Source organism: Paractinoplanes pyxinae (genome assembly GCF_026626335.1).
Classification (GTDB): Bacteria; Actinomycetota; Actinomycetes; order Mycobacteriales; family Micromonosporaceae; genus Actinoplanes; species Actinoplanes pyxinae.
Window position 1 is genome coordinate 127,884 of record NZ_JAPNTZ010000003.1, and the last position, 20,234, is coordinate 148,117.

18 protein-coding genes are annotated in these 20,234 nt (G+C 69.0%); 5 read left to right on the forward strand and 13 right to left on the reverse strand.

Annotation, left to right across the window (positions count from 1 at the left end):
- Positions 1-6 precede the first annotated feature (6 nt).
- Complete coding sequence (locus OWR29_RS08685; RefSeq protein WP_267562045.1) at positions 7-807, forward strand: SAM-dependent methyltransferase; 801 nt, start codon at positions 7-9, stop codon at positions 805-807.
- Here the strand turns inward: OWR29_RS08685 and OWR29_RS08690 are convergent.
- The 3 genes from OWR29_RS08690 to OWR29_RS08700 are packed head-to-tail and all read right to left on the reverse strand — an operon-like array spanning position 795 to position 2,178.
- Positions 795-1,220, reverse strand: a complete 426-nt coding sequence (locus OWR29_RS08690) for a DUF1707 SHOCT-like domain-containing protein (protein WP_267562046.1) — start codon at positions 1,218-1,220, stop codon at positions 795-797. The two genes, OWR29_RS08685 and OWR29_RS08690, sit on opposite strands and share 13 nt — an antisense overlap.
- Positions 1,217-1,738, reverse strand: a complete 522-nt coding sequence (locus OWR29_RS08695) for a TetR/AcrR family transcriptional regulator (protein WP_267562047.1) — start codon at positions 1,736-1,738, stop codon at positions 1,217-1,219. Before OWR29_RS08695 ends, OWR29_RS08690 begins: the two co-directional genes overlap by 4 nt.
- Positions 1,739-1,740: 2 nt before the next feature.
- Positions 1,741-2,178, reverse strand: coding sequence for a nuclear transport factor 2 family protein (locus OWR29_RS08700; RefSeq protein ID WP_267562048.1), 438 nt, complete (start codon positions 2,176-2,178; stop codon positions 1,741-1,743).
- A gap of 140 nt (positions 2,179-2,318) precedes the next feature.
- Here OWR29_RS08700 and OWR29_RS08705 point away from each other — a divergent pair, with 140 nt between their 5' ends.
- Positions 2,319-2,663 carry an Atu4866 domain-containing protein gene (locus OWR29_RS08705; protein WP_267562049.1) on the forward strand — a complete coding sequence of 115 codons (345 nt, stop codon included), beginning with the start codon at positions 2,319-2,321 and terminating at the stop codon, positions 2,661-2,663.
- Here OWR29_RS08705 and OWR29_RS08710 read toward each other — a convergent pair whose 3' ends face one another.
- The 3 genes from OWR29_RS08710 to OWR29_RS08720 form a co-directional block, all read right to left on the reverse strand.
- On the reverse strand, positions 2,664-2,951 hold the full coding sequence (locus tag OWR29_RS08710; RefSeq protein WP_267562050.1) for a hypothetical protein: 288 nt from the start codon (positions 2,949-2,951) through the stop codon (positions 2,664-2,666).
- A gap of 308 nt (positions 2,952-3,259) precedes the next feature.
- Positions 3,260-3,694: a DinB family protein gene (locus OWR29_RS08715; protein ID WP_267562051.1), complete on the reverse strand. Its 435-nt coding sequence runs from the start codon at positions 3,692-3,694 to the stop codon at positions 3,260-3,262.
- Positions 3,691-4,290, reverse strand: a complete 600-nt coding sequence (locus OWR29_RS08720) for a class I SAM-dependent methyltransferase (RefSeq protein WP_267562052.1) — start codon at positions 4,288-4,290, stop codon at positions 3,691-3,693. The genes OWR29_RS08715 and OWR29_RS08720 overlap by 4 nt, the downstream gene beginning before the upstream one ends.
- Positions 4,291-4,355: 65 nt before the next feature.
- Between OWR29_RS08720 and OWR29_RS08725 the strand changes: the two genes are divergently transcribed.
- Positions 4,356-4,943, forward strand: a complete 588-nt coding sequence (locus tag OWR29_RS08725) for a helix-turn-helix domain-containing protein (RefSeq protein ID WP_267562053.1) — start codon at positions 4,356-4,358, stop codon at positions 4,941-4,943.
- 6 nt (positions 4,944-4,949) lie between these two features.
- Here the strand turns inward: OWR29_RS08725 and OWR29_RS08730 are convergent, their stop codons facing one another.
- From OWR29_RS08730 to OWR29_RS08750, 5 genes are read right to left on the reverse strand one after another with little or no spacing between them, the layout of a single operon-like run.
- On the reverse strand, positions 4,950-7,682 hold the full coding sequence (locus OWR29_RS08730) for an alpha-amylase family glycosyl hydrolase (protein ID WP_267562054.1): 2,733 nt from the start codon (positions 7,680-7,682) through the stop codon (positions 4,950-4,952).
- The gene (locus OWR29_RS08735) at positions 7,682-9,952 is read right to left on the reverse strand and encodes a glycoside hydrolase family 31 protein (RefSeq protein ID WP_267562056.1); all 2,271 of its coding nucleotides are present in this window, start codon (positions 9,950-9,952) and stop codon (positions 7,682-7,684) included. The genes OWR29_RS08730 and OWR29_RS08735 overlap by 1 nt, the downstream gene beginning before the upstream one ends.
- Entirely contained in the window at positions 9,952-10,803 is an 852-nt protein-coding gene (locus OWR29_RS08740) for a sugar ABC transporter permease (protein WP_267562057.1), read from the reverse strand. Before OWR29_RS08740 ends, OWR29_RS08735 begins: the two co-directional genes overlap by 1 nt.
- A 1-nt stretch (position 10,804) precedes the next feature.
- Positions 10,805-12,313 (reverse strand): ABC transporter permease subunit, encoded by a 1,509-nt coding sequence (locus OWR29_RS08745; protein WP_267562058.1) that lies wholly within the window; start codon positions 12,311-12,313, stop codon positions 10,805-10,807.
- Positions 12,310-13,584: a sugar ABC transporter substrate-binding protein gene (locus OWR29_RS08750; RefSeq protein ID WP_267562059.1), complete on the reverse strand. Its 1,275-nt coding sequence runs from the start codon at positions 13,582-13,584 to the stop codon at positions 12,310-12,312. Before OWR29_RS08750 ends, OWR29_RS08745 begins: the two co-directional genes overlap by 4 nt.
- A gap of 172 nt (positions 13,585-13,756) precedes the next feature.
- Here OWR29_RS08750 and OWR29_RS08755 point away from each other — a divergent pair, with 172 nt between their 5' ends.
- Complete coding sequence (locus OWR29_RS08755) at positions 13,757-14,791, forward strand: LacI family DNA-binding transcriptional regulator (protein ID WP_267562060.1); 1,035 nt, start codon at positions 13,757-13,759, stop codon at positions 14,789-14,791.
- On the opposite strand, the gene OWR29_RS08760 is transcribed toward OWR29_RS08755, so the two are convergent.
- A complete protein-coding gene (locus OWR29_RS08760) occupies positions 14,771-15,598 on the reverse strand; it encodes a class I SAM-dependent methyltransferase (protein WP_267562061.1) in 828 nt (275 codons plus the stop codon). The genes OWR29_RS08755 and OWR29_RS08760 overlap by 21 nt on opposite strands.
- Before the next feature lie 627 nt (positions 15,599-16,225).
- On the opposite strand from OWR29_RS08760, the gene OWR29_RS08765 reads away from it, so the two are divergent.
- On the forward strand, positions 16,226-16,894 hold the full coding sequence (locus OWR29_RS08765) for a hypothetical protein (RefSeq protein ID WP_267562062.1): 669 nt from the start codon (positions 16,226-16,228) through the stop codon (positions 16,892-16,894).
- Positions 16,895-16,996: 102 nt separating this feature from the next.
- Here the strand turns inward: OWR29_RS08765 and OWR29_RS08770 are convergent, their stop codons facing one another.
- Positions 16,997-20,221, reverse strand: a complete 3,225-nt coding sequence (locus OWR29_RS08770) for a GH92 family glycosyl hydrolase (RefSeq protein ID WP_267562063.1) — start codon at positions 20,219-20,221, stop codon at positions 16,997-16,999.
- Positions 20,222-20,234: the final 13 nt, after the last annotated feature.

Consider the following 20,234-nt stretch of genomic DNA (forward strand, 5'->3'; position numbering starts at 1 on the left):
GTCGGCATGACGGAAGCGACGTCGCTCGATACGAGCGTTCCGCACTCGGCGCGGGTCTGGAACTACTGGCTCGGCGGCAAGGACAACTTCGCCGTCGATCGTGAGGTGGGGGAACGGGTCCGGCAGATGCTGCCCAGCATCGTCGAACAGGCCCGGGCCGACCGCGCGTTCCTCGGTCGCGCCGTCACCCATCTGGCCGGCGATCTGGGCATCCGTCAGTTCCTCGACATCGGCACCGGCCTGCCCACCGCCGACAACACGCACGAGGTGGCCCAGCGGGTGGCGCCGTCGTCGCGCATCACGTACGTCGACAACGATCCGCTCGTGCTGGTGCACGCCCGGGCCCTGCTCACCAGCGCTCCCGAGGGCGCCACCGACTACGTCGAGGCCGAGCTCGAGGATCCGGCGACGATTCTGCGCGAGGCGGCTCGCACACTCGACCTGAGCCAGCCGGTCGGCCTGATCCTGATGGGCGTGTTGCATCACGTGGCGGGCACCGATTCCGCGTACGCAATAGTCGAGCAGCCGAAGGCGGCTCTCGCACCCGGCAGCTACCTGGTCATCAACCACGCCACCAACGCCGTCCACGGCGCGGCCAGCGACGAGAGCGTGGCCCACTGGAACAAGTTCGGCAAGCCGCCGATCACGTTGCGCTCGCCCGCCCAGATCGAACGCTTCTTCGCCGGCTGGACCCTGCTGCCGCCGGGCGTGGTGTCGTGCGCCCGTTGGCGTCCGGGCACCGTCGACGAGAGCAGCGTCGAGGTCGACGAGTTCGGCGGGGTCGCCCGGCGGGATCAGGCGGCCTGAGCCCGCCGGTGCAGCGCCACCGGCACGGCGTGGCCCAGGACGCCGAGGCCGCCGCCCAGGATGGGCCAGATCAGCCACGGGTACCAGGCGCCCGCGGCCAGCGCGATCGTCAGCCAGATGCCGGTGACCAGCACAGCCATGGCCAGGTAGGCGGCCAGGTGGATGCGGACGCCGAGCCGGGCGGCGTGGGCGCGGCGGGCCCGGGCCTGCGGGTCGTGCCGGCGTAGCTGGTCGATCGGCAGGTCGGCGGTCAGGCGGTGGAGGGCGTCGTATGTGTTCGCCGCCATCGCTCGGGCGAGGCGGTCCTCGTACTCGTCAAGCGTCAGGTAGCCGAGGCTGAGGGCGACACCGAGGTGGCGGCCGGTGCGCTCGCGGTCGGCGGTGCCGGCGCGCTGCAGGGCGGTGCTGGTCATGATTGGATCCTTTCGGCGAAGATCTCGGCCAGTCGGCGGGCGGTGGCGGCGGGGTCGGCGGCCTCGGTCAGGCCGCCCAGGGCGCCGTCGCGGGTGAGGATGACCAGGCCGTGCACGAGCGCCCAGCTGATCATCGTGAGGGATTCGTCGTCGGTGGCCGTCTTGAGGCGCCGGAGCGAGGTCTCGGTGGCGGCGTGCAGCTCGGGGTCGTCGGTGTGCAGTTCGCTCGGCCGGAACATCAGGTCGAACAGGGCCGGGTGGGTGAGCCCGAAATCGATGTACGCCCGTCCCAGCGCGGCCAGTGTCGGATCCGGCACCTGGTCGAGAGCCGCGGCCAGCGAGGCGAAGCCGTCGGCGGCGATCGCCGTCAACAGAGCCGCCCGGTCGGCGAAGTGGTGCTTGGGCGCCGCGTGCGAGACCCCGGCCCGGCGGGCGACGGCCCGCAGGCTGATCCCGGCGTGCCCGTTCTCGTCGAGCTCAGCCCGCGCGGCGGCCAGCAGATCTTCCCGTACGCCCATGGTCAGCTCACGATCGGCGCGGCGAGCGCTTCCTCGACACCGTGCGCGGCCAGAACCCGCAGCGCCGCGTCGACCGCCTGCGAGTCCTCGTTGGCGTCGATCGACACGACCTTGCCCCAGCGCATCACGACGACGTGCACGCCGTGGTTGACGTACGGGGAATCGTCGGGCATCTGCTGCGTGGCCGACCATCGGATGATCACGGTGGTGCGGGCCGGGCCGCCCTTGACCCAGACGTCCTCGACGGTCAGCCGGAGGGTCGGCGAGATGCGGCCCAGACGCTCGAACCAGCGGCTCAGGGCCTCGCGGTCGTGGCGCTCGCCGCCCAGCGCGTGGGAGCCGCCGAAGCGGTGGTGGATGTCGGGCGCGCAGTCCTGCAGCAGCGCCTCGTAGTCGTGGTCGGTGACCCGCTGGAAGTTCCGGACGGCAATGCGCTTCACGATGGCGTGATACAGGATAAGGCCTCCTTGACACTGTCAAGCACCAGTCTGCATCGACTGCTTGACACTGTCAAGGCGAAGCGGAGGGTGGGTGTGACGCACCCTGAATGGCGCGTGCGAGAGAACCTACGTTGGGGCTCATGCGCAAACTTCTGATCACGTCGTTGCTGCTGGCCGCCACGGGTGTACTGGCCGCCTGCCGCACGGCGCCGCCGGACGAACACCCGTACGTGGGAATGTGGGTCACCGCCGACAACCACATCCGCCAGGAGCTACTGCCCGGCGGCCGCTACGACGAGGCTCGCGGCGCCCGGTCGAGCGCCTACACCGGCCGCTACGAGGTCAAGGGCGCCCACATCGACTACTGGGACGACAGCGGCTTCACCGCCGACGGCCGCTTCGAAGGCGACGTCCTCCACCACGGCGGCTACCTCTTCTACCGCGAGGGCAGCGAGGCCCACCGCCAGGCCGTCGCCGCCCGCTGATCAGCGCGGCCAGGCCGCCACGACATCGTCGGGACCCCAGACCAAGTCGACGCTGCCGGCCGGCAGGGTGGTGCCGGAACGGCTGACGGCAAGCAGCCCGGTGCTCGACGGGTCGAAGCCGGGAACCTGCCGGGCGCCTTCCCGCAGCTCGTGCAGGTCATGATTGTCGAAGGGCGCGCCCAGCCACTTCAGCGACCCACAGAAGTAGATCCGTGCGGCGATGGGTGCCCGGTCGGCGCCGATCAGGTCGATCTCGGGGTTGAACTGCCGGTTCCACCAGCCGCCCACGGACTGTGCTTTCGGCCAAGGCAGCGACCCGCTGAGCGCGGCCTCCTCCAGCGACGTGCGGATCAAGGGTTCGACGGCTCGCCCGCGCCAGCTCGCCGACCGCTTCGACGACGCGCCGGGCGACATCGGGGTTGGGAAACTCCGAAGCCAGTGACTGCTCGGGCACGATGAACAGCGGTGAAGCTGGATCGGCGCACTGGTCACGCAAATGGTCGTCGGCCGGGGTACCCGATGGCCGGCGCAGCACGATGCCCGGCAGCCCACCGGTGATCAGGTGCGTAGATTGAATCTACTTAGGGAGACGGGAATCAGCGGCCGGTGGCGCCGTCTATCTGCTCTCGGAGGATGTCGGCTTGGCCGGCGTGGCGGGCCGTTTCCTCGATCATGTGGATGAGGGTCCACTGCATGGTGGGGGTTGCGCCCCGGCCGCCGGGGCTGGGGGCGGGCCGGCTCAGATCGGTGTATTGGGCGATGACCTCGTTCGACTCGCGGACGGCTTCTCGGTAGGCGGCCAGGATGTCGTCGGCGGTTTCGGTGCGGGTGGGTTTGAAGGTGCGCTTCATGCTGGTTATCGGGCGGCTCTGGAAGTAGAAGCGCTCGACGTGGGTCAGGTGTTTGATCAGGCCGAGCAGGCTGGTGCCGGAGGGGACGCCGGCGGTGCGGACCTGGGGTTCGGGGACTCCGGTGGCCTTGCCGGCGATCGACTCGCGCAGCTGGTCGAGGACGTTCAGGAGGTCGCTCATGCGGCGGCTCGCTGGATCAGCAGGACGTTGTCGGTGACTGTGGCGGTCTGGCCGTCGGGGCCGGTGGCTCGGCGTTGAGGCATGTCGGCTCGTATCACCGGGAAGTCGGCGGGATCGAGGCCGATGCCGGCGGCCACCTCGGTGGGCGTGGGGTAGTGCGCGTCGGGGTCCTGGTTCCATGACCAGGGGGCGGTGGAGCCGTGGTCGACAACGAGCAGCCGGCCGCCGGGGCGCAGGGCGTGGGCGGCCGTGCGGAACACCTGGGCGCGGTCGAGGGGGAGCGGGGTCTGGAAGTACTGGGCCGAGATCAGGTCGAACTCGCCGGCCGGGAAGCTCACCGCGAGGTCGTGCTGCTCGGCGGTGATTGAAGGAGCCTGCGCTCGCACCTGCTCGACGGCGGTGGGCGAGACGTCCACGGCGGTGACCTGCCAGCCGTGCCGGGCCAGCCAGAGGGCGTCGCCGCCGGCGCCGCAGCCCAGGTCGAGGGCGGCGCCGGGAGTGAGCGGGGTTGCCACCTCGACGAGCAGGGGGTTCGCGCGTCCGCCCCACGTCCGGCGGGTGCGGTACTGCTTCTCCCAGAATTGTTCAGCGATCATGGAGCCAGCGTCGCCGCCGTCGTTCCGAGGTTGCAAGAAAAATTGCGGATCCGCATGCTGAGGGCATGGGCGCTGAAGAAGATGTGCTGGCCAACGTGGGTACGCGGCTGCGGGAGTTGCGGCGGGCAAGTAAAGCCACGCTGGCCGAGCTGGCCGCCGAGACCGGGCTGACCGCGAGCACGCTGTCGCGGCTCGAGAACGGCAAGCTCCGGCCGACACTGGAGCAACTGCTGCCGTTGGCCCGGGCGCACGGGGTGCCGCTCGACGATCTGGTCGCGGCCCCGCCCACCGGCGACCCGCGCATCCATCTGAAGCCGATACGCCGGTTCGGGCTGACGATCGTTCCGCTGACCCGGCGGCCCGGCGGCGTGCAGGCCTACAAGGTGGTCTACCCACCGGCCGGAAAGGCGGCGACCCAGAAAATGCAGAGCCACGACGGGTACGAATGGTTCTACGTGCTGAACGGCCACGTGCGCTTGCGACTCGGTAAAGGCGAGGGCGAGCGCGAGTTCGAGCTGGGCCCGGGCGAGGCCGCCGAGTTCGACACCCGTACGCCGCATTGGATCGGAAGCGCCGGCGCCCAGCCGGCCGAGTTACTGACGCTGTTCGGCGCCCAGGGCGAGCGCGCACATTTGTCCGCGCCCGCCCCTTAGGCGGAATCAGCTGGTCGGGGGAGCCGACGTATAAATCGTGGCGTCGCCCTGCTTCAGCCAGATCTGCGGGTTGTCGATCGGGGTGAACGCCCGGTCCCCGCCCGGTTCGCGGGTCGTCGGCACGGCGTCGCCGTTGGGCAGATGCATGATGAAGTTGACCGGTTTGGTGTCGTCGACGAGCGGGATTTCGTACGTCGCCCAGCCACCCTCCACGCCGGTCGCGGGCCACGGCTTGTCCCAGGCGATCTGGGCCAGCACCGCGGGATCGACGGCGTCACCCCACAGGTGCAGGCCCCAGCCCGTGTAGTCCCCGGCCGGCCGGAAGTAGTGCACCGTGGCCACCGCCTGCGGCGGACCGGCGTACCGGACCGTACGAACCGCGCTCACCACATGCGGGTCGCTGAGCACGGCCCGATAGCGGATCTGCGTGCCCGCGGCCAGGTTCAGCGACGACAGATCGTCGAACACCGTGTACGCGGGCGACGACGAATCCCGGCCGATCGTGGTCCATGCGCCGCCGGCCACGCTGCGCTCGAACCGCACCACGTGGCTGGCCCGCTCCGGGTCGGCGACCGCCCGCACCTCGACCTGCCCGCGCACGTTGGCCCCCTCGGCCGGCGCCTCGATGGTCAGCGCCGGCGGCGGTACCTTGGCCGAGCGGGACGCGCTGGTGCGGCTGTGCCCGGCGTTGTCCAGAACCACGGCCTTGTACTCCACCGAGGTGCCGGCCCGCAGCCCGGAGACGTCGTGGAACACCCGGTAGGGCGCGTTGTCGTCGGTGCCGATCGAGGTCCAGCCCCCATGGCCCGTACGGGCATAGAAGGTGACCTGGTTGAAGGACGACCCGCCGATGTTCGCGCTGACCTGCATGCGGCCACGCGACTCGACCGAGGGCGCCGGCGCGGCCAGGGACACGGCCGGCGCCGCCTTGGACGCCGGAACCCGGCTCTTCGACGCGTAGACGACAGTGGACAGCGCCGGCACGGTGACCGTCAGCCGGCGGTCCGAGGCCGACGTCACCGTGGACGGACCGGTGCCGTACACCCGCTCGAACTTTCCGCCCGAGAGGTAGGTCGGAACGGCGGCCGTCTGCGCCGACGTGCTGTTGTTCAGCGCCACCACATACTCGCGCTGGTCGGTGCGGGAGAACGCGTAGATTCCCGGCCCGTCGGAGGCGTAGCGGTGCTGGTGGGCGCCGTCGCGCAGGGTCGGGTGCTGGGCGGTCAGCCGGGCCAGGCCGGAGATCCCCGCGTACAGGGGATGGTTGGAAACGAAGTTGTCCTGGCCGTGCGTGGCCGCGGTGCCGATCAGATCGTCGTCGAGGTATTCGGGCACCCGGCTGGCGAACATGGTCTGGCGCGCGTCCTGGTCGCCGCCCGGGCCGGTGAAGCCTTGCTCGTCGCCGTAGTAGATGACCGGGTTGCCGCGCGAGAGGTACATCAGCTCGTGCGCGAGCCGGTCGCGGGCCAGCCAGACGTCGTCCCCGGCGCCCGGGTTGTCGGCCTGCACGAAGCTGCCGATGCGGCCCATGTCGTGGTTGCCGAGGAACGTCGGCAGCTGGTAGACGTTCGAGTCGGCGTCGGTGTACCAGTCGTCGCCCGCGAAGAACTGGCCCAGCGCGGCCGCCGACTGTCCCTTCGAGGCGTAGTTGCGAGCCGCCTCCTGGAACGGGAAGTCGAGCACCGCCTGCATCTTGTTGCGGGTGGTGAACTGCGAGGTGAAGCTCTTCGAGGTGTCGAAGACCTCGCCGAACATGAAGAACTCGGGCTTGCCGTGCTTACGGGCGAACGAGAGCACCTGCGGCCCGAACTTCTGCCAGAACTCGTCGTTGACGTGCTTCATGGTGTCGATCCGGAAGCCGTCGACGCCGAAGTCGGCGATCCACTTCTCGTAGACGTCGATCATGCCGTTGACGACCCGGGGGTGCTCGGTGAACAGGTCGTCGAGGCCGAAGAAGTCGCCGTAGAGCGAGTTCTCGCCGACGAACGTCGTGTCGCCCCGGTTGTGGTAGAGCGTGGTGTCGTTCAGCCAGGCCGGCACCTTCAGGTTCTTCTCGGCCGGGTCGAGAACGGGCTTGTACGGGAACGAGGTAGCCGGGTCGAGCGGCGGGAACGTCGGCTTGCCGGCGTAGTCCCGGTCGTCGAACGGTTTCCCGGCGGCGGTCTTGTACGGCGAGACGTCCTTCGACACGTACGGCTGACGGGCCCCCGACTCGTAGCCGATCACGTCGGCGGTGTGGTTGGTGATGATGTCGAAGTAGACCTTCATGCCGCGCTGGTGGGCCGCGTCGATCAGCGTCTTGAGCTCGGCATTCGTGCCCAGGTGGGGGTCGATCTGGGTGAAGTCGGTGATCCAGTAGCCGTGGTAGCCGGCCGACGGGCCGTCCTCGAGCTGCACGGCCTTGTTCTTGAAGCTGGGCGTCAGCCAGATCGAGGTGGTGCCCAGGCCCTTGATGTAGTCGATGCGGCGCAGCAACCCGGCCAGGTCGCCGCCGTTGTAGAAGCCCTTCTTCGTCGGGTCGAAGCCGGACACGAGCGGGTCGGCGCCGAGGCCGCCCTGGTCGTTGGCCGTGCTGCCGTTGTCGAAGCGGTCGGCCATGACGAAGTAGAAGTTCTCGTCGGTGACCGGGGCCCGCAGCGAGTGCCGGCCGGGCAGCCCGCCCCCGGACGCGGCGGCGGGCGCACTGATCACCCCGCCGGCCAGGACGGCCGCGAGGATGACGGCAAGATGTTTTCGCATCAGTTCTCCTGGGAGAGCAGAAGTTCGCCAAGGGCGGTGAGCAGGTTGTCGTCCAGGTCGAAGGACTGCAGGACCGTCAGGGGCCGGGCCGACTCGACGGCCTCGAGCACCCGGGTCTTGGTCCGGTACTCGATCTGCGCCCTGTCCAGCAGGGCGTAGACCAACGCGGTGACGTCGTTGCGCCGCAGGCCGGGCCGGGCGCCGACGGAGATTCGTAACATGGCCGTAGCAGGCACGTCTCGTACCGTAATCGATGTTCGAGTCGCACCCCGGTCGATCTCGGCCGGGACTGGCAGGTCGTCCACGGTCGCCACCGGATCGACGCCGGTGAGTGCCGGAAAGGTGGTTGTCCAACTGCGCCCGAGCGGCCCCGGACCGACTTCCAGGACGCCTTCCTCCTGGTGCCAGCGCAGCGGCGTCACGCCCGAGTCCTCGATCAGATCGAACGTGCCGTCGGCGCCCGCCACGACCAGCACCTCGAGGTGGTCCGGCTCGACCGGGTCGTTGCCGGGCACGGCCTGTCCGTCCAGGGGCACGATCGCCCCACTCGGCGCCAGCACGGGGATCGTGCTCAGGTCGCGGTGCAGGTACAGGGACCGGCCGCCGTCGTAGGCCAGATCGGTCAGCACGTCGACCCACGTCCCCTCGGGCAGCCAGGCCTTGACCCGGCCCAGGCCCGTACGGCGGTCGGCGGGCGTGGTGATGGCCGCGACGACCAGCGAGGAGCCGAACTGGTACTGGTTCGGGACCTCGTAGGCCGCCTCGGTCGTGGGGGCGCGGTAGTACATGGGCAGCACCAGCGGCAGGCCGTCGCGGTGATTCATGGTGTGCAGGTACGGCACGAGCCGGTGCCGCAGCCGCAGGAAGTCCGCCATCACCTCGCGGGCCGGGGACGGGAACGCCCACGGCTCCTTGTGGATGAACGGGTTCCGGGTCGAGTGCAGCCGCAGGATCGGTGAGAAGCAGCCGAACTGCAGCCACCGGGTGGCCAGCTCGTCGTCACGGACGCCGTCCAGGTGCCCGCCGATGTCGTGACTCCACCAGCCGTACCCGATGTTGGCCGCCGTCGCCGTGAAGTGGGGCTGGAAGGCGAGCGAGGCCCACGAGATCACGGCGTCGCCCGAGAAGCCCACCGGGTAGCGGTGGCTGCCCGGCCCGGCGTACCGGGAGAAGGTCAGCGCCCCGTTGTCGAGGAAGTGGAAGTGGTTGAGCATCCACAGCGGGTCGATGCCGGCCACCCGCGAGTGCGGGCCGGACTGCCAGTCCAGCCACCAGAAGTCGACGCCGTCGGCCTCCAGTCCGCGGTGCAGCACCTCGAAGTAGGCGGTCAGGAAGCGCCGGTCGGTGACGTCGAAGGCGATCGGCTCGCCGCTCGACGGGTCACGGTCGAGGGCGGCCGCCATGGCGGGGTAGGCGTCCTCGTACGCGCGCACCCCGTCCGCCGGATGCACATTGAGCGTGACGCGCAGCCCCCGGTCGTGCACCTGCTTCAAGAAGGAAGCGGGCTCGGAAAACAGGTCGCGGTTCCAGGTGTACCCGGTCCAGCCGCTGCCGTAGCGGGGGTCCACGTCGGTCAGGTGCCAGTCCATGTCGATGACGCCCACCGAGAACGGCAGCCCCTCGTCGCGGAACCGGTCGAGCAGGGCCAGGTACGACTCGTCGCTGTAGGCGTGGAACCGGCTCCACCAGTTGCCGAGCGCCCATCGGGGCACCACGGGTTGCGGCCCGGAGACCGCATAGAACGCTTTCAGCGCTTCCGCGTAGTCGTGGCCGTACGCGAACACGTACAGGTCGACGCGGTTGACGTTGTCCGCGCTCACCCAGCCGTCGTCGGTGAACAGGAACGAGCGGGAATCGTCAATTACCGCGAATCCCGTACGCGAGACGACCCCGGGTTCGAGCGGAATCGCGCCGTCGGCGTTGTCGAGCGTGCGGGCCGTGCCGCCGAGGTCTTCCGGCGCCTGCCCGTAGCGCCAGACCGAGTGGTAGGTGCTGATCCCGCCGCCCACGGCCAGGCTGAGGCCGCTGGTGGTGAACGGTCCCCGGTCGTACGTGAGCCGGAACCGTGACGTGACGACTTCCAGATGGTCGTCGTTCTCGAACACCTGGAACGCCGGAACCGGCAGCTGCCGGTTGACCGCGAACGTGGACGCCCGGTCCTCGAAGACACCGTCCTCGGCGTATTCCAGGCGCACTAGGCCTTCAGTGAGCACCGTGATGCGGTAGCGCTCGCCGCGAACGACCGCCGCCGGATCGGCCACCGGCCGCATCAGTCCTTCACCGACCCGGCCGTGAGCCCGCCGACGATGTACCTCTGCAGGTACTGGAAGAGCAGCACCACGGGCAACGCGGTCATCAGCGCGCCCGCCGCGAAGACGCCCAGGTTGTTCGACCGGTCCGACTCGATGATCCCGTACAGGCCGACGGCCAGGGTCTTGGAGTCGGTGTCGGTCAGGAAGATCGAGGCCAGCAGGAACTCGCCGATCACGCCGACGAAGGCGAGCAGCCCGGTGACGGCCAGGATAGGCCGGGCCAGCGGCAACAGGATCCGGAAGAACACCGTGGCTTGGCTCGCGCCGTCCACCACGGCCGCCTCGTCGAGCTGGCGGGGGATGGTGTCGAAGTAGCCCTTGATCAGCCAAACCTGGGCCAGCGCGCTGCCCATCAGCACCAAGCTGTAGCCCGCGATGGTGTTGAGCCCCAGCGCGGGCAGCGCCTCGCCGAGCTCGGTGACCATCGTGAACAGCGCGATCACGGCCAGGAACTGCGGGAACATCTGAATCAGGAGCAGCGTGAGCAGACCGCTGCGACGGCCGCGGAAGCGGAAACGGGAGAACGCGTACGCGGCCATCGCGCTCGAGAAGACCTGCACGACCGTCACCGCGGCGCACACGACAACCGTGTTGAGCAGCCACCGCGGGAACGGCCGGGCCGGGTCCTCGAACAGCGAGCGGAAGTGCACGAGGCTGAACTGGGTCGGCACGACGTCGGTCGAGACCACGGTGCCCAGCGGATTGAATGCGGCCGACACGACGTACAGCACCGGGACGACGGCGAAAATCACGGCGACCAGGCCGCCGACATGCCGCCAGCCGACCTCACGCCACCAACGGATCGTCAAGTCAGTGCACCTCCTCGAGACTGCGGGTGGCCCGGAACTGGGCCGCGGCGAGCACCCCGGTGATGACGAAGAGCAGGGTGGCGATGGCCGCCGCGAAGCCGAACTGCGCGCCGCCCGCGCCGAACGCGAGCCGTACGGTGTAGCTGATCAGGATGTCGGTGGCGCCCGCGTCCGGGTTGTCCGGCGTGAACGGGCCGCCGTGGGTGAGCAGTTCGACCACGTTGAAGTTGTTGAAGTTGAACGCGAACGACGCCACCAGGATCGGCCCCACGGCCACCAGCAGCAAGGGCAGCGTGATCTTGCGGAAGGCGGTGAACCCGCCGGCGCCGTCGATGGTCGCGGCTTCCTTGAGCTCGCCCGGAATGGCTTGCAGGGCGCCGGTGGCCACGAGGAACATGTACGGGAAACCGAGCCACAGGTTGAGCAGCAGCAGCGCCGCCTTGGCCCAGAACGGGTCGCCCAACCAGTCGACGTGCAGGCCGGTCAGGCTGTTGATCAGCCCGAACTCCTGGTTGAAGAAGCCGGACCAGACCAGGATGCTGATGAACCCCGGGATCGCGTACGGCAGCAGCAGGATCGAGCGGTACCACTTCTGACCCCGTACGCGCGGGTCGTTGAGCATCACGGCCAGCGCCAGCCCGACGGCGAAGGTGAGCAGCACCGAGCCCGCCGCGAACACGACCGTCCAGCCGAAGATGCGCAGGAAGCCGCCGAGGATGCGCGAATCGGTGAACGCGCGCCGGTAGTTCTCGAGCCCGACGCTCGCGCGCCAGGACTGCTCGGACAGGCGCTGCCCGGTGCTGTCGGCGAAGTACTCGCGGTCGCCCTGGCGTTGCACGGTATAGCGCGTTTGTGTTCGCTGGTCGACGATCGTGTCCGCCGGCTTCTCGTAGCGCAGCGTCGTTCGTCCCTCGAACGCCTCGCGCAGCCCGCGCTGACGGATCGCGCCGTCCGCGGTGGGGACCGCGAACTCCTTCAGCCGCGGGCCGGCCTCGTTGACCTGCGCCGGTGTCAGGAAGGTGTAGCCCGGCGCGGCCGTGACGAATCCCTTGGTGACCGTGGCCGCCTCCTGGCTCAGCTCCTTCAGACCTTGCTCATTTCCGGCGTACGCGTGATTGGTGGCGCGGTCAACCAGGAAGAACATGAATTCGCCGTCGCTCGTGGTCGCGACCGACAGGTTGAACGTGGGCGAATCCGGCGCCTGGACGACCGAGTTGGCCACGATGCGCGCGACCGTCTGCTCCTTGGTCGACCGGGTGCCGTCGCCGTAGTTGGTGGTCGACATCTGCACGGTGGCCAGCACCGGCGCGACAGTGAACAGGACGAGCAGGAGAGTGCCCGGCACCAGGTACTTGGCCACCAGCGCCCGGCGGGTGGCGTAGGTGACCAGCAGCACCGCGACGACGATCCAGGCGACGGCCAGCACCACGAAGTGCCGGCCGGCCGCCAGACCGGGGGTGAGCGCCGCCGCGGTGCCGACAGCGATCCCCAGGCAGAGGATCCGGATCACTTGGCCCGGACCGCGTTCTCGATCGTCTTGCCGGTCTTGGTCATGGTGGACGCGGGATCGGCGCCGCCCACGATGATGGCGTAGGCCTGGCCCAGCGGCGGCCACACGCCGGCCATGAACGGGAAGTCGGGCAGCAGTGTCGCGTTCTTGGCGCCGGCCGCGAGCTTGCCCATGTCGGCGTCCTTGGCACTCACGGCGGCGAGCACGTCGCTGCGGACGGGCGGGCGCGGGTCCTGCTCGTACATGGCCGTCATCGCTTCGGGCGTGTTCATCGCCCGGGTCACGAACTCCTCGGCGAAGGCCGGGTTCTTCGCGTTCGACAGCATCCAGAACGCCTGCACGCCGAGGAAGGGCGCGGCCGGCTGGCCACCCCGGAACGGCGGGACGGGCGTGATGTCGTACGGAATTTTGGATTTGCGAATGTCGGCCAGCGCCCACGGGCCCGAGATCAGGTAGGCCGCGTTGCCCTCGGTGAACTGCGCGATCGCGTTGGAGCCGTCGATCGAGCGGGACAGCACCTTCGAGCCCTTCTCGCCCAGCGCCGCGATCTTCTTCGCCGCCGCGATGGATTCCGGCGTGCCGATGCCGACCTTCGTGGTGTCGTACTGGCCGCTCGCGTCCATCGCGAACAGCGATCCGCCGGCCGAGGTGAAGAACGGGTGCATGTGGTACGCGTCGCCCTCCTGCCCGACCGGCAGCGAGAGCGCCCGCTTGACCGTGCCCTTCTTGACCGCCGCCTGACCCGTGCTCACCAGCTCTTCGACGGTCGCCGGGGCGTCCGGTGCGGCCTTGGTGTTGCGGTAGAGGACCAAATTCTCCATCCCGTACGGCAAGGCCCAGACCTGTCCGTTGCGGCTGACCGAGGCGACAGCGCTTTTCTCGTACGCGTTCAGGTCCGCAGCCCCGAGCGAGAGCGGCTTGATCGTGCCGTTCTGCAGCGCGCCGCCGAGGAAGTCGTTGGGCAAGGTCAGGATGTCGGGCCCGTTGCCGGCCTGGTTGGCGGTGATGGCGGTGGCGGCGAGGTCGGCCGCGATCACCTGCACGTCGACGGTGATGCCGTTCTCCTGGCCGAACTTCTGGGCGATCGGGGTGACCGCGCGGCTGGCCGCCTCCGAGGTCCAGATGACCAGTTGGGCGTTCGCGCCCGCCGATGCGCTCGGCTTCGCTTCGTTTTGGTTCTCTTCACCGCCTTTGCCGCCGTCGCCACCGGAGCAAGCGGCGGTGGGGAGCAGGGCGGTCAGGGCTATGAGGGCGAGCAGACGGGATCTCATCGGGACTCCTCTGTGGGTGTGGATCACCGGCGTGCTGCGTACTGGGCTCACGTAAGCGTTTACGAAACGAGAGTGAAACACGTCACCTCCGCTGTCAACCGTCAATATGTTTGTGCCGCTTTACTCGGCGAAGGTGGTGACGTAAGCGTTTACGTGCTCTACGGTGATGACCGTGGCGAAGCGACCGGTGGCGTTGAACATGACCGACCTGGCCGAACGGGCCGGCGTCTCGATCGCGACGGTCTCGCGCGCGCTGAGCGGCGCCTCCGGCGTCTCCGAAGAGACCCGGCGCAAGATCAGGATGCTGGCCGACGACCTCTCGTACGCCGTCTCGCCCGACGCGGCCCGGCTGGCCCGGGGCTCCAGCGGCCGCGTGGCCGTGGTGACGCCCGACGTGGCCCACTGGTTCTACGCGTCCATGCTGGACGGCATCGTCACCGGCCTGCGCGGCACCGACCTCGACGTGCTGCTCTACGAGGTCAAAGAGGAGCGCGAGCGCCGCCGCTTCTTCGAGGAGCTGCCGGCCCGCCGCCAGGTCGACGCCCTCATCCTGGTCGCCCTGCCGATCAGTGACGACGAGCGCCGCCGCCTCGACCTGATGGGCGTCACCGTGGTCATGGCCGGCGGCACGCTCGGCGACCACCCGCACGTCCGCATCGACGACGTCGAGGCCGGCCGCCAGGCCACCGCCCAGCTGGTCCGGGCCGGCCACACCCGCATCGCGATGATCAACTCAACCGGCACGTGGAGCCTCGAGTACGCCGCCCCCAGCGCCCGCCTGAAGGGCTTCACGACCGTGCTCGAGGAGGCCGGTCTTCCGGCTTCCATGGTCGTGAACCGCCATTGGGGCAGCCACGGCGGCGTCGAGGGCATGAGCGAGCTGCTCAGTCTGCCCGAGCCCCCGACCGGGGTGGTCGCGTTCTCGGACGAGGTGGCCTTCGGGGCCCTGCGAACCCTGCGCCGGGCCGGCGTGGCCGTGCCGCACACGATGTCGGTGGTCGGGATAGACGACCACCACCTGGCCGACATGTTCGACCTCACCACGGTCCGCCAGCCCGTCACCGAACAGGGTCTGGTGGCCGGCCAGCTCGTCCACGGGATCCTGCAGGAGGGCGAACCGGCCGCCCCTCACGTGGTCCTGCCGACCCAGGTCGTCGTGCGCGGAACCACCGGCCCCTTGCCGTCTCTACCGGGCGGCCCGAACTAGCCAGCACGCGGCGGTGAACCGGACCTCGGCACCGTGGACGAACGGGTCGAACGCCGGGCGAGCGGCCTCGACGACCTTGGCGCGGACGTTGTCGTCCACGTCGGGCAGGGCCAGCCCGACCGGCCCCAGCCGGGTGAAGTAGCCGACCAGCTCGTCCTCGGGGAAGGCGCACTCGATGTCGGCCGCCTCGATGGAGATCTCGTTCCAGCCGGCATCATCCAGGATGCGGTGCACCTTGTCGGCGTCGGCGAAGGCGAACTGGCCGGGCCCGTCCAACCGGCGGGGCGGCAGCTCCGGCAGCAGGGGAGCGGCGGCCCGCTCGGCGGTCGTCATGAACGGGTTCTGCTCAATGCCACGCCAGGCGACGAAGACCAGCCCGGCGTCCGTGGTGGCGGCCTGATGCAGGCGGCCGAACGCGCGTACGGGGTCATCGAAGAACATCACCCCGAAGCGCGAGACAATCGCATCGAACGACCCGGGCGGCCACTCGTATTCCTGGACGTCGGCCTGAATGAACTCGACGTCGGAGCCGCGGCCTCTAGCCGCCTCGACCATCGACTCCGAGATGTCCACGCCGCAAACCCGGGCCTCGGGCCCAAGCTTCCCCGCCACGGCAACGGTGGTGCCGCCCGTGCCGCATCCCACGTCCAGCACGCTCCGCCGAGCCGGATCCACCGCGTCCACGATGACCTGCTCGATCGGCCGGTACATCCCGTCCATGACCGCCTGCAGCTGAACCCAAGCCTGCCCGGACGGCCCGTTCCACCGCTTGGCGCCCCCGTAACCGCCCGTCCCCGCGCCGCCCATGCCTGACCCCCACTTCCGCCCCAGCTCCGAAGCGGCCCTGCCCAACCGCGCCGCCCTAACGGATCGTGCCCGCGAACCGTAGCGCGAGTGGCGCGAAGCCACCGTCCGCTCCGCCATCACGGGCGCGATGCCCGATGTCCACCACGACAGCTTTGCCCGCTCCGCCGTCAGGAGACGCGGTGCCCGATGGCTATCACAACGTCATTGCCCGCTCCGCCGTCACGTGACGCGATGCCCGATAGCCACCGCGAGTTTCCGTGCCCGCTCCGCCGTCACGGAACGCGATGCGCGATGGCCACCGGGGTTTCCGTGCCCGCTTCGTTGTCACGGGACGCATTGCGCGATGGCCACCAACGTTACTGCCCGCCCCGCGGTGCCCGATGGCTACCACAACGTCACTGCCCGCTCCGCCACCACGGAACGAGATGCGCGTTGGCCGCCGCGAGTCCTCAGGCTGCGAACTGGGTTGGCGGGTGGCTGCGTAGCCGTGGTCGGACGCAGGGCGAGTGCGCGAGGCGAGGTGGTGTGGCATCAGCGAGTGTGTACGGCGGCCGTCCGCTTCCGGTCGCCGGCCCGGCATCGCCTTTCGTCGATCTAGTTCACAACCCGCCGCACGGCGGTTGACCAATGACCTGTCAGCGCCACCTCGGCCCTGAACAGTCCGCCGGTGCCGGTGCCGGTGCCGGTGCCGGTGCCGGTGCCGGTGACCGTAGCGAAGCGAAGCGCCGGAACTTTGCGCTGCTGGCCTACGCTTCGGCGATGCGGACGTGGTCTCGCTATGGATGGATGACGGCGGCTGTGCTGGGGCTGCTGGCGCTCGGTTGCGCTCGGCCGGGTGCAGGCGACGGGGACGCGGCGCCGCTTCCGTCGGCGAGCGCGTCGGCGCCGGTCGTTACGGCATCGGTCCCGCCGGATGAGGCCGGCGATGCGGCCGGGCCACCGGGAGACGGGGCGCCTCATCAGGCTGAGAACAACGGCTGGAAAGAGCGGCACGACCTCACCGCCGAGGAGAAGCGTGCTGGGGATGCCTTGGCGGCGCACATCCGGCCCAAGTTGGCGGCGTTGCGTGAAGCCGGCGACTTCCAGCCCGCGTCCGCCCGGAAGGCCCTGCTCGACCTGGGCTTACGGCCCGACGACGTGGGCGTCAGCGAGATGCGGCAGCCGCCGGGAGCCGTGTTCGAAGTGCGTTTTCCCGAGGCCGGCTGCGTGATCGGCGACGTCCGCCCCGAACGCGTGCTGGTCGAGGTCACGGGCACGAGCCCCGAGTTCGGGTGCCTGGAGCCCTACACCCATTGATGAGCGGACGGCCCTCATGTGTACATGTTGATTGTGTGTATCAATATGTACAGCGTCGTCAACATGTACATGCGTTCGTCAACATGAGGCGGCCTGGTGGGGTCAGGCGAGCAGCTCCCACTCGGCTAGTTGGGTGGCGGTGGCGCCGTGGTTGGCGGTTATCTGCAGGCGGTAACGCGAATACGCCGTCGTGTTCGGGATGACGAAAGCTCGAGTCTGGCGGCGGTCCGCGAAGTCCAGGTTCGAGCGCGAGTCCACCGTCGTCCAGGTGGCGCCGTCGTTGGAGCCTTGCAACGTCCAGCTGCGCGGGTCTCGTTCGGGGGCGTCCTCGGCTGAGGTGAGCGTGTACTGCTTGACCGCTGCGGCCGCGGGCAGGCGGTATTCGAGGGTGGCGGTGCCGGCGAACGTCAGCCACTTCGTCAGGGACGTGTCGTCGACCAGTTTGGCGGCGGTTTCGTTGGGCGGGTTCTCGCCGCTGGCCGTCACGGTGCCGCCGGTGGCTTTGTCGGCCAAGGGGCGCGGGGCGGCGCTTCCCGTGGTCAGTGACGGCGGCACGTCGTTGGCGCCGGTGCCCCACGTGGACGGGTTGGGGCCCATCACGAAGCTGAGCGTTCCGCCCGCCTGCAGGTCGGCGTGGGTGAGGTAGTTCTTCGTGTAGGGGACGCCGTTGAGCGTCGCGCTCTGGATGTATCTGTTCGTGTCGCTCACCCCGGGCGCCGAAACCGTGAAGGTGCGGTCGTTCTCCAGTGTCACCGTGGCCGACGGGTGCAGGGGCGCGCCGATCGTGTAGTCGGTGCTGCCCATGCGGGCCGGGTAGAAGCCGAGCGCACTGAAGACGTACCAGGCCGACATCTGGCCGTTGTCCTCGTCGCCGAGATAGCCGCCGCCGTTGCCGGCCCCGGAGCCGTACAACTTAGTGAGCACATCGCGCACCCGCGTCTGCGTCTTCGCCGGCGTTCCCGCGTAGTTGTACATGTAGAGCATGTGGTGGATCGGCTCGTTCGGGTGCGCGTACTGGCCCATGTTCGTGTCGTAGGCCTCGCGCATCTCGTGGATGACACCGCCGTACGAGCCGGGCAGGTAGTCGCGCGAAGCGGCGAAGACGGAGTCGATTTTCGCCGACAGTTGCGCGCGGCCGCCATACAGATTGGCCATGCCTTGCGGGTCTTGCGGTGCCGGAGTCGCGTAATGCCAGGGCGCGCCTTCGGTGAACTCGTAGCCCCATTCGTTGGGCCGGAAGGCGGAATCGGCCGTCCGCCAGGCGCCGGACGACGTCTTGCCGCGGAAGAACCCGGTCGACGCCGAGTACAGGTTCGCGTAGTCGAGCGCCCGGTTCTCGAAATAGGCGGCGTCCTCGGTGAATCCGAGCGCCCGCCCCAATTGCGCGATGCCGAAGTTGTTGTTGGCGTCCTCGAGCGTCCACGAGGCCGCCTCACCACGAACGTCGGTCGGCACGTACCGCTTGAACGTCGACACTTCGATTCCCTTGCGGCCCTTCGAACCCGACGACGAGTACACCGCCGCGTTCTTCACCATCGACGCGTACGCCGCCTTGTGGTCGAAGTTGCGCACCCCCTTCACGTACGCGTCGGCGAAGGCCAGATCCTGGTTGGTGCCGACCATGATGTCGATGTAGCCGGGGCCGGACCACCGCGGCGTCCAGCCCCCGTTCTTGTAGGCATTGACAAAACCATCGAGCATTTCCCCCGTACGCGTGGGAGTGAGCAGCGTGTAAAGCGGCCACACCGCCCTGGCTGTGTCCCAGAAGCCGTTGTTCACGTACATCTGCCCGTCGTGCACGGTGTTGTCGTACGGGCTGAAGTACTTACGCACCCCGCCCACCATCTCGGACATGTTGTTCGGGTACATGAAGGCCCGATACATGTTCGAGTAGAAGGTGACCAGCCGATCGGTGGAGGCGCCTTCGAGCCGCACCTTGCCGAGCGTCGAGTCCCACAGTGCCGCGCTCTCCTCGCGTACGGTGTCGAACGCTTTTGACCCGACCTCTTGCGCGAGGTTGGCGGTGGCCTGCGCGACGCTGATGTACGAGGTCGCGAGCTTCAGCGTGACCTGTTCGCCGGCCGTGGTGGCGAAGCGGATCCAGCTCGTGACGCCCTGCCCGCTGACGTTTCCGGTGGCCGCGATGGCCTTGTCGACGGTCGCCGAGAAATACAGGCGGGGGCCCTTGTGGTCGAGGTAGCCGGTGATCGTACGGGCGCCGCTGTTGACCGTTATCGAGCCGCCCACCTTGTCGATGGTGTCGAACACGATGACCGATTCGGCGGCGGCCGGATATTTGAACCGCATGACGCCGGCGTGGTCGGTCGGCGTCATCTCGGCCGTGATGCCGTACGTGTCGAGCTGGGTCTTGTAGTAGTGTGCCTTGGCCACCTCGTTGCTGTGGCTGAAGGTGGATTTGCGCGCGTCCGGCGTCGTCTTCACCGAGCCGGTCATCGGCATCACCTGCAGCTGCCCGTAGTCGCCGATCCACGGGCTGGGTTCGTGGCTGACGCCGAAGCCCTGAACGGTGCTCGAGTTGTACTGGTAGAGCCAGCCGTCGCTGTTGCCGTTGGTGATCGGCGTCCAGAAGTTGAAGCCGTTGGGCACCGTCGAGCCGGGGAAGGTGTTGCCCCGCGAATAGCTCACGTCGGAATTGGAGCCGCGCCGGGTGTCCACGAGGTCGGACAGGCGCGCGGCGGGCGCTTCGCTGGTGATCGCCAGGTCGTCGAAATAGCCCCGGAAAGTGCCCGTGTTGGCCGGCTGGTCGTAGCCGATCAGAATGCGGTCGACCGTCTTGCCCGCCACCCATTGGCCGATCGACGAGGTGACGAAGTTCCACCGGTCGAAGCCGAGAACCGAGCCGTTGCCCTGGAAGGCCGGGTGCACGCGGACGCCGTTCTGGTCGACGGCGCCGGAATCGCGGAGCCGGCTGCCGTCGGTGAACACCAGATCGACCGCGACGTCCAGATGCCCGCCCGACTGTGGATAAACCCAGTACGAAAGTGTGGTCGCCGCCGTCACCGGCAGATCGACATCGAAAACCCGGTTGTACGAGTACGAGGTGGTCGTGCTCGCGTCGTTGCCGGAGTACATGAGCGCGGACGACCCACCGTGCGCGGTCTCGTTGCGGGGCGCGCTCTCCATGCCGCTCAGCCCGCAGCAGTAGCCGCCGATGCCGGAACTGCTCTCGACGCTGTTCTGCCAGGTCGGCTGGGCGTCGCCGGCCTCGAAGCCGGTCACGAAGTCGCCCGGGGCGGCGGCCGCGGGGGTGGCGACCGCGACGCCCAGGCCGGCGGTCAGCAGGAGGGTGGCGAACCAACGAAGCATGGCGTGACCTGCC

Excerpts from the sequence above, each read along its gene's own strand:
- OWR29_RS08685 (WP_267562045.1), top strand. The coding sequence starts at position 7 with ATGACGGAAGCGACGTCGCTCGATACGAGCGTTCCGCACTCGGCGCGG.
- OWR29_RS08690 (WP_267562046.1), bottom strand. The coding sequence starts at position 1,220 with ATGACCAGCACCGCCCTGCAGCGCGCCGGCACCGCCGACCGCGAGCGC.
- OWR29_RS08695 (WP_267562047.1), bottom strand. The coding sequence starts at position 1,738 with ATGGGCGTACGGGAAGATCTGCTGGCCGCCGCGCGGGCTGAGCTCGAC.
- OWR29_RS08705 (WP_267562049.1), top strand. The coding sequence starts at position 2,319 with ATGCGCAAACTTCTGATCACGTCGTTGCTGCTGGCCGCCACGGGTGTA.
- OWR29_RS08715 (WP_267562051.1), bottom strand. The coding sequence starts at position 3,694 with ATGAGCGACCTCCTGAACGTCCTCGACCAGCTGCGCGAGTCGATCGCC.
- OWR29_RS08720 (WP_267562052.1), bottom strand. The coding sequence starts at position 4,290 with ATGATCGCTGAACAATTCTGGGAGAAGCAGTACCGCACCCGCCGGACG.
- OWR29_RS08725 (WP_267562053.1), top strand. The coding sequence starts at position 4,356 with ATGGGCGCTGAAGAAGATGTGCTGGCCAACGTGGGTACGCGGCTGCGG.
- OWR29_RS08730 (WP_267562054.1), bottom strand. The coding sequence starts at position 7,682 with ATGCGAAAACATCTTGCCGTCATCCTCGCGGCCGTCCTGGCCGGCGGG.
- OWR29_RS08735 (WP_267562056.1), bottom strand. The coding sequence starts at position 9,952 with ATGCGGCCGGTGGCCGATCCGGCGGCGGTCGTTCGCGGCGAGCGCTAC.
- OWR29_RS08750 (WP_267562059.1), bottom strand. The coding sequence starts at position 13,584 with ATGAGATCCCGTCTGCTCGCCCTCATAGCCCTGACCGCCCTGCTCCCC.
- OWR29_RS08760 (WP_267562061.1), bottom strand. The coding sequence starts at position 15,598 with ATGGGCGGCGCGGGGACGGGCGGTTACGGGGGCGCCAAGCGGTGGAAC.
- OWR29_RS08765 (WP_267562062.1), top strand. The coding sequence starts at position 16,226 with ATGACCTGTCAGCGCCACCTCGGCCCTGAACAGTCCGCCGGTGCCGGT.
- OWR29_RS08770 (WP_267562063.1), bottom strand. The coding sequence starts at position 20,221 with ATGCTTCGTTGGTTCGCCACCCTCCTGCTGACCGCCGGCCTGGGCGTC.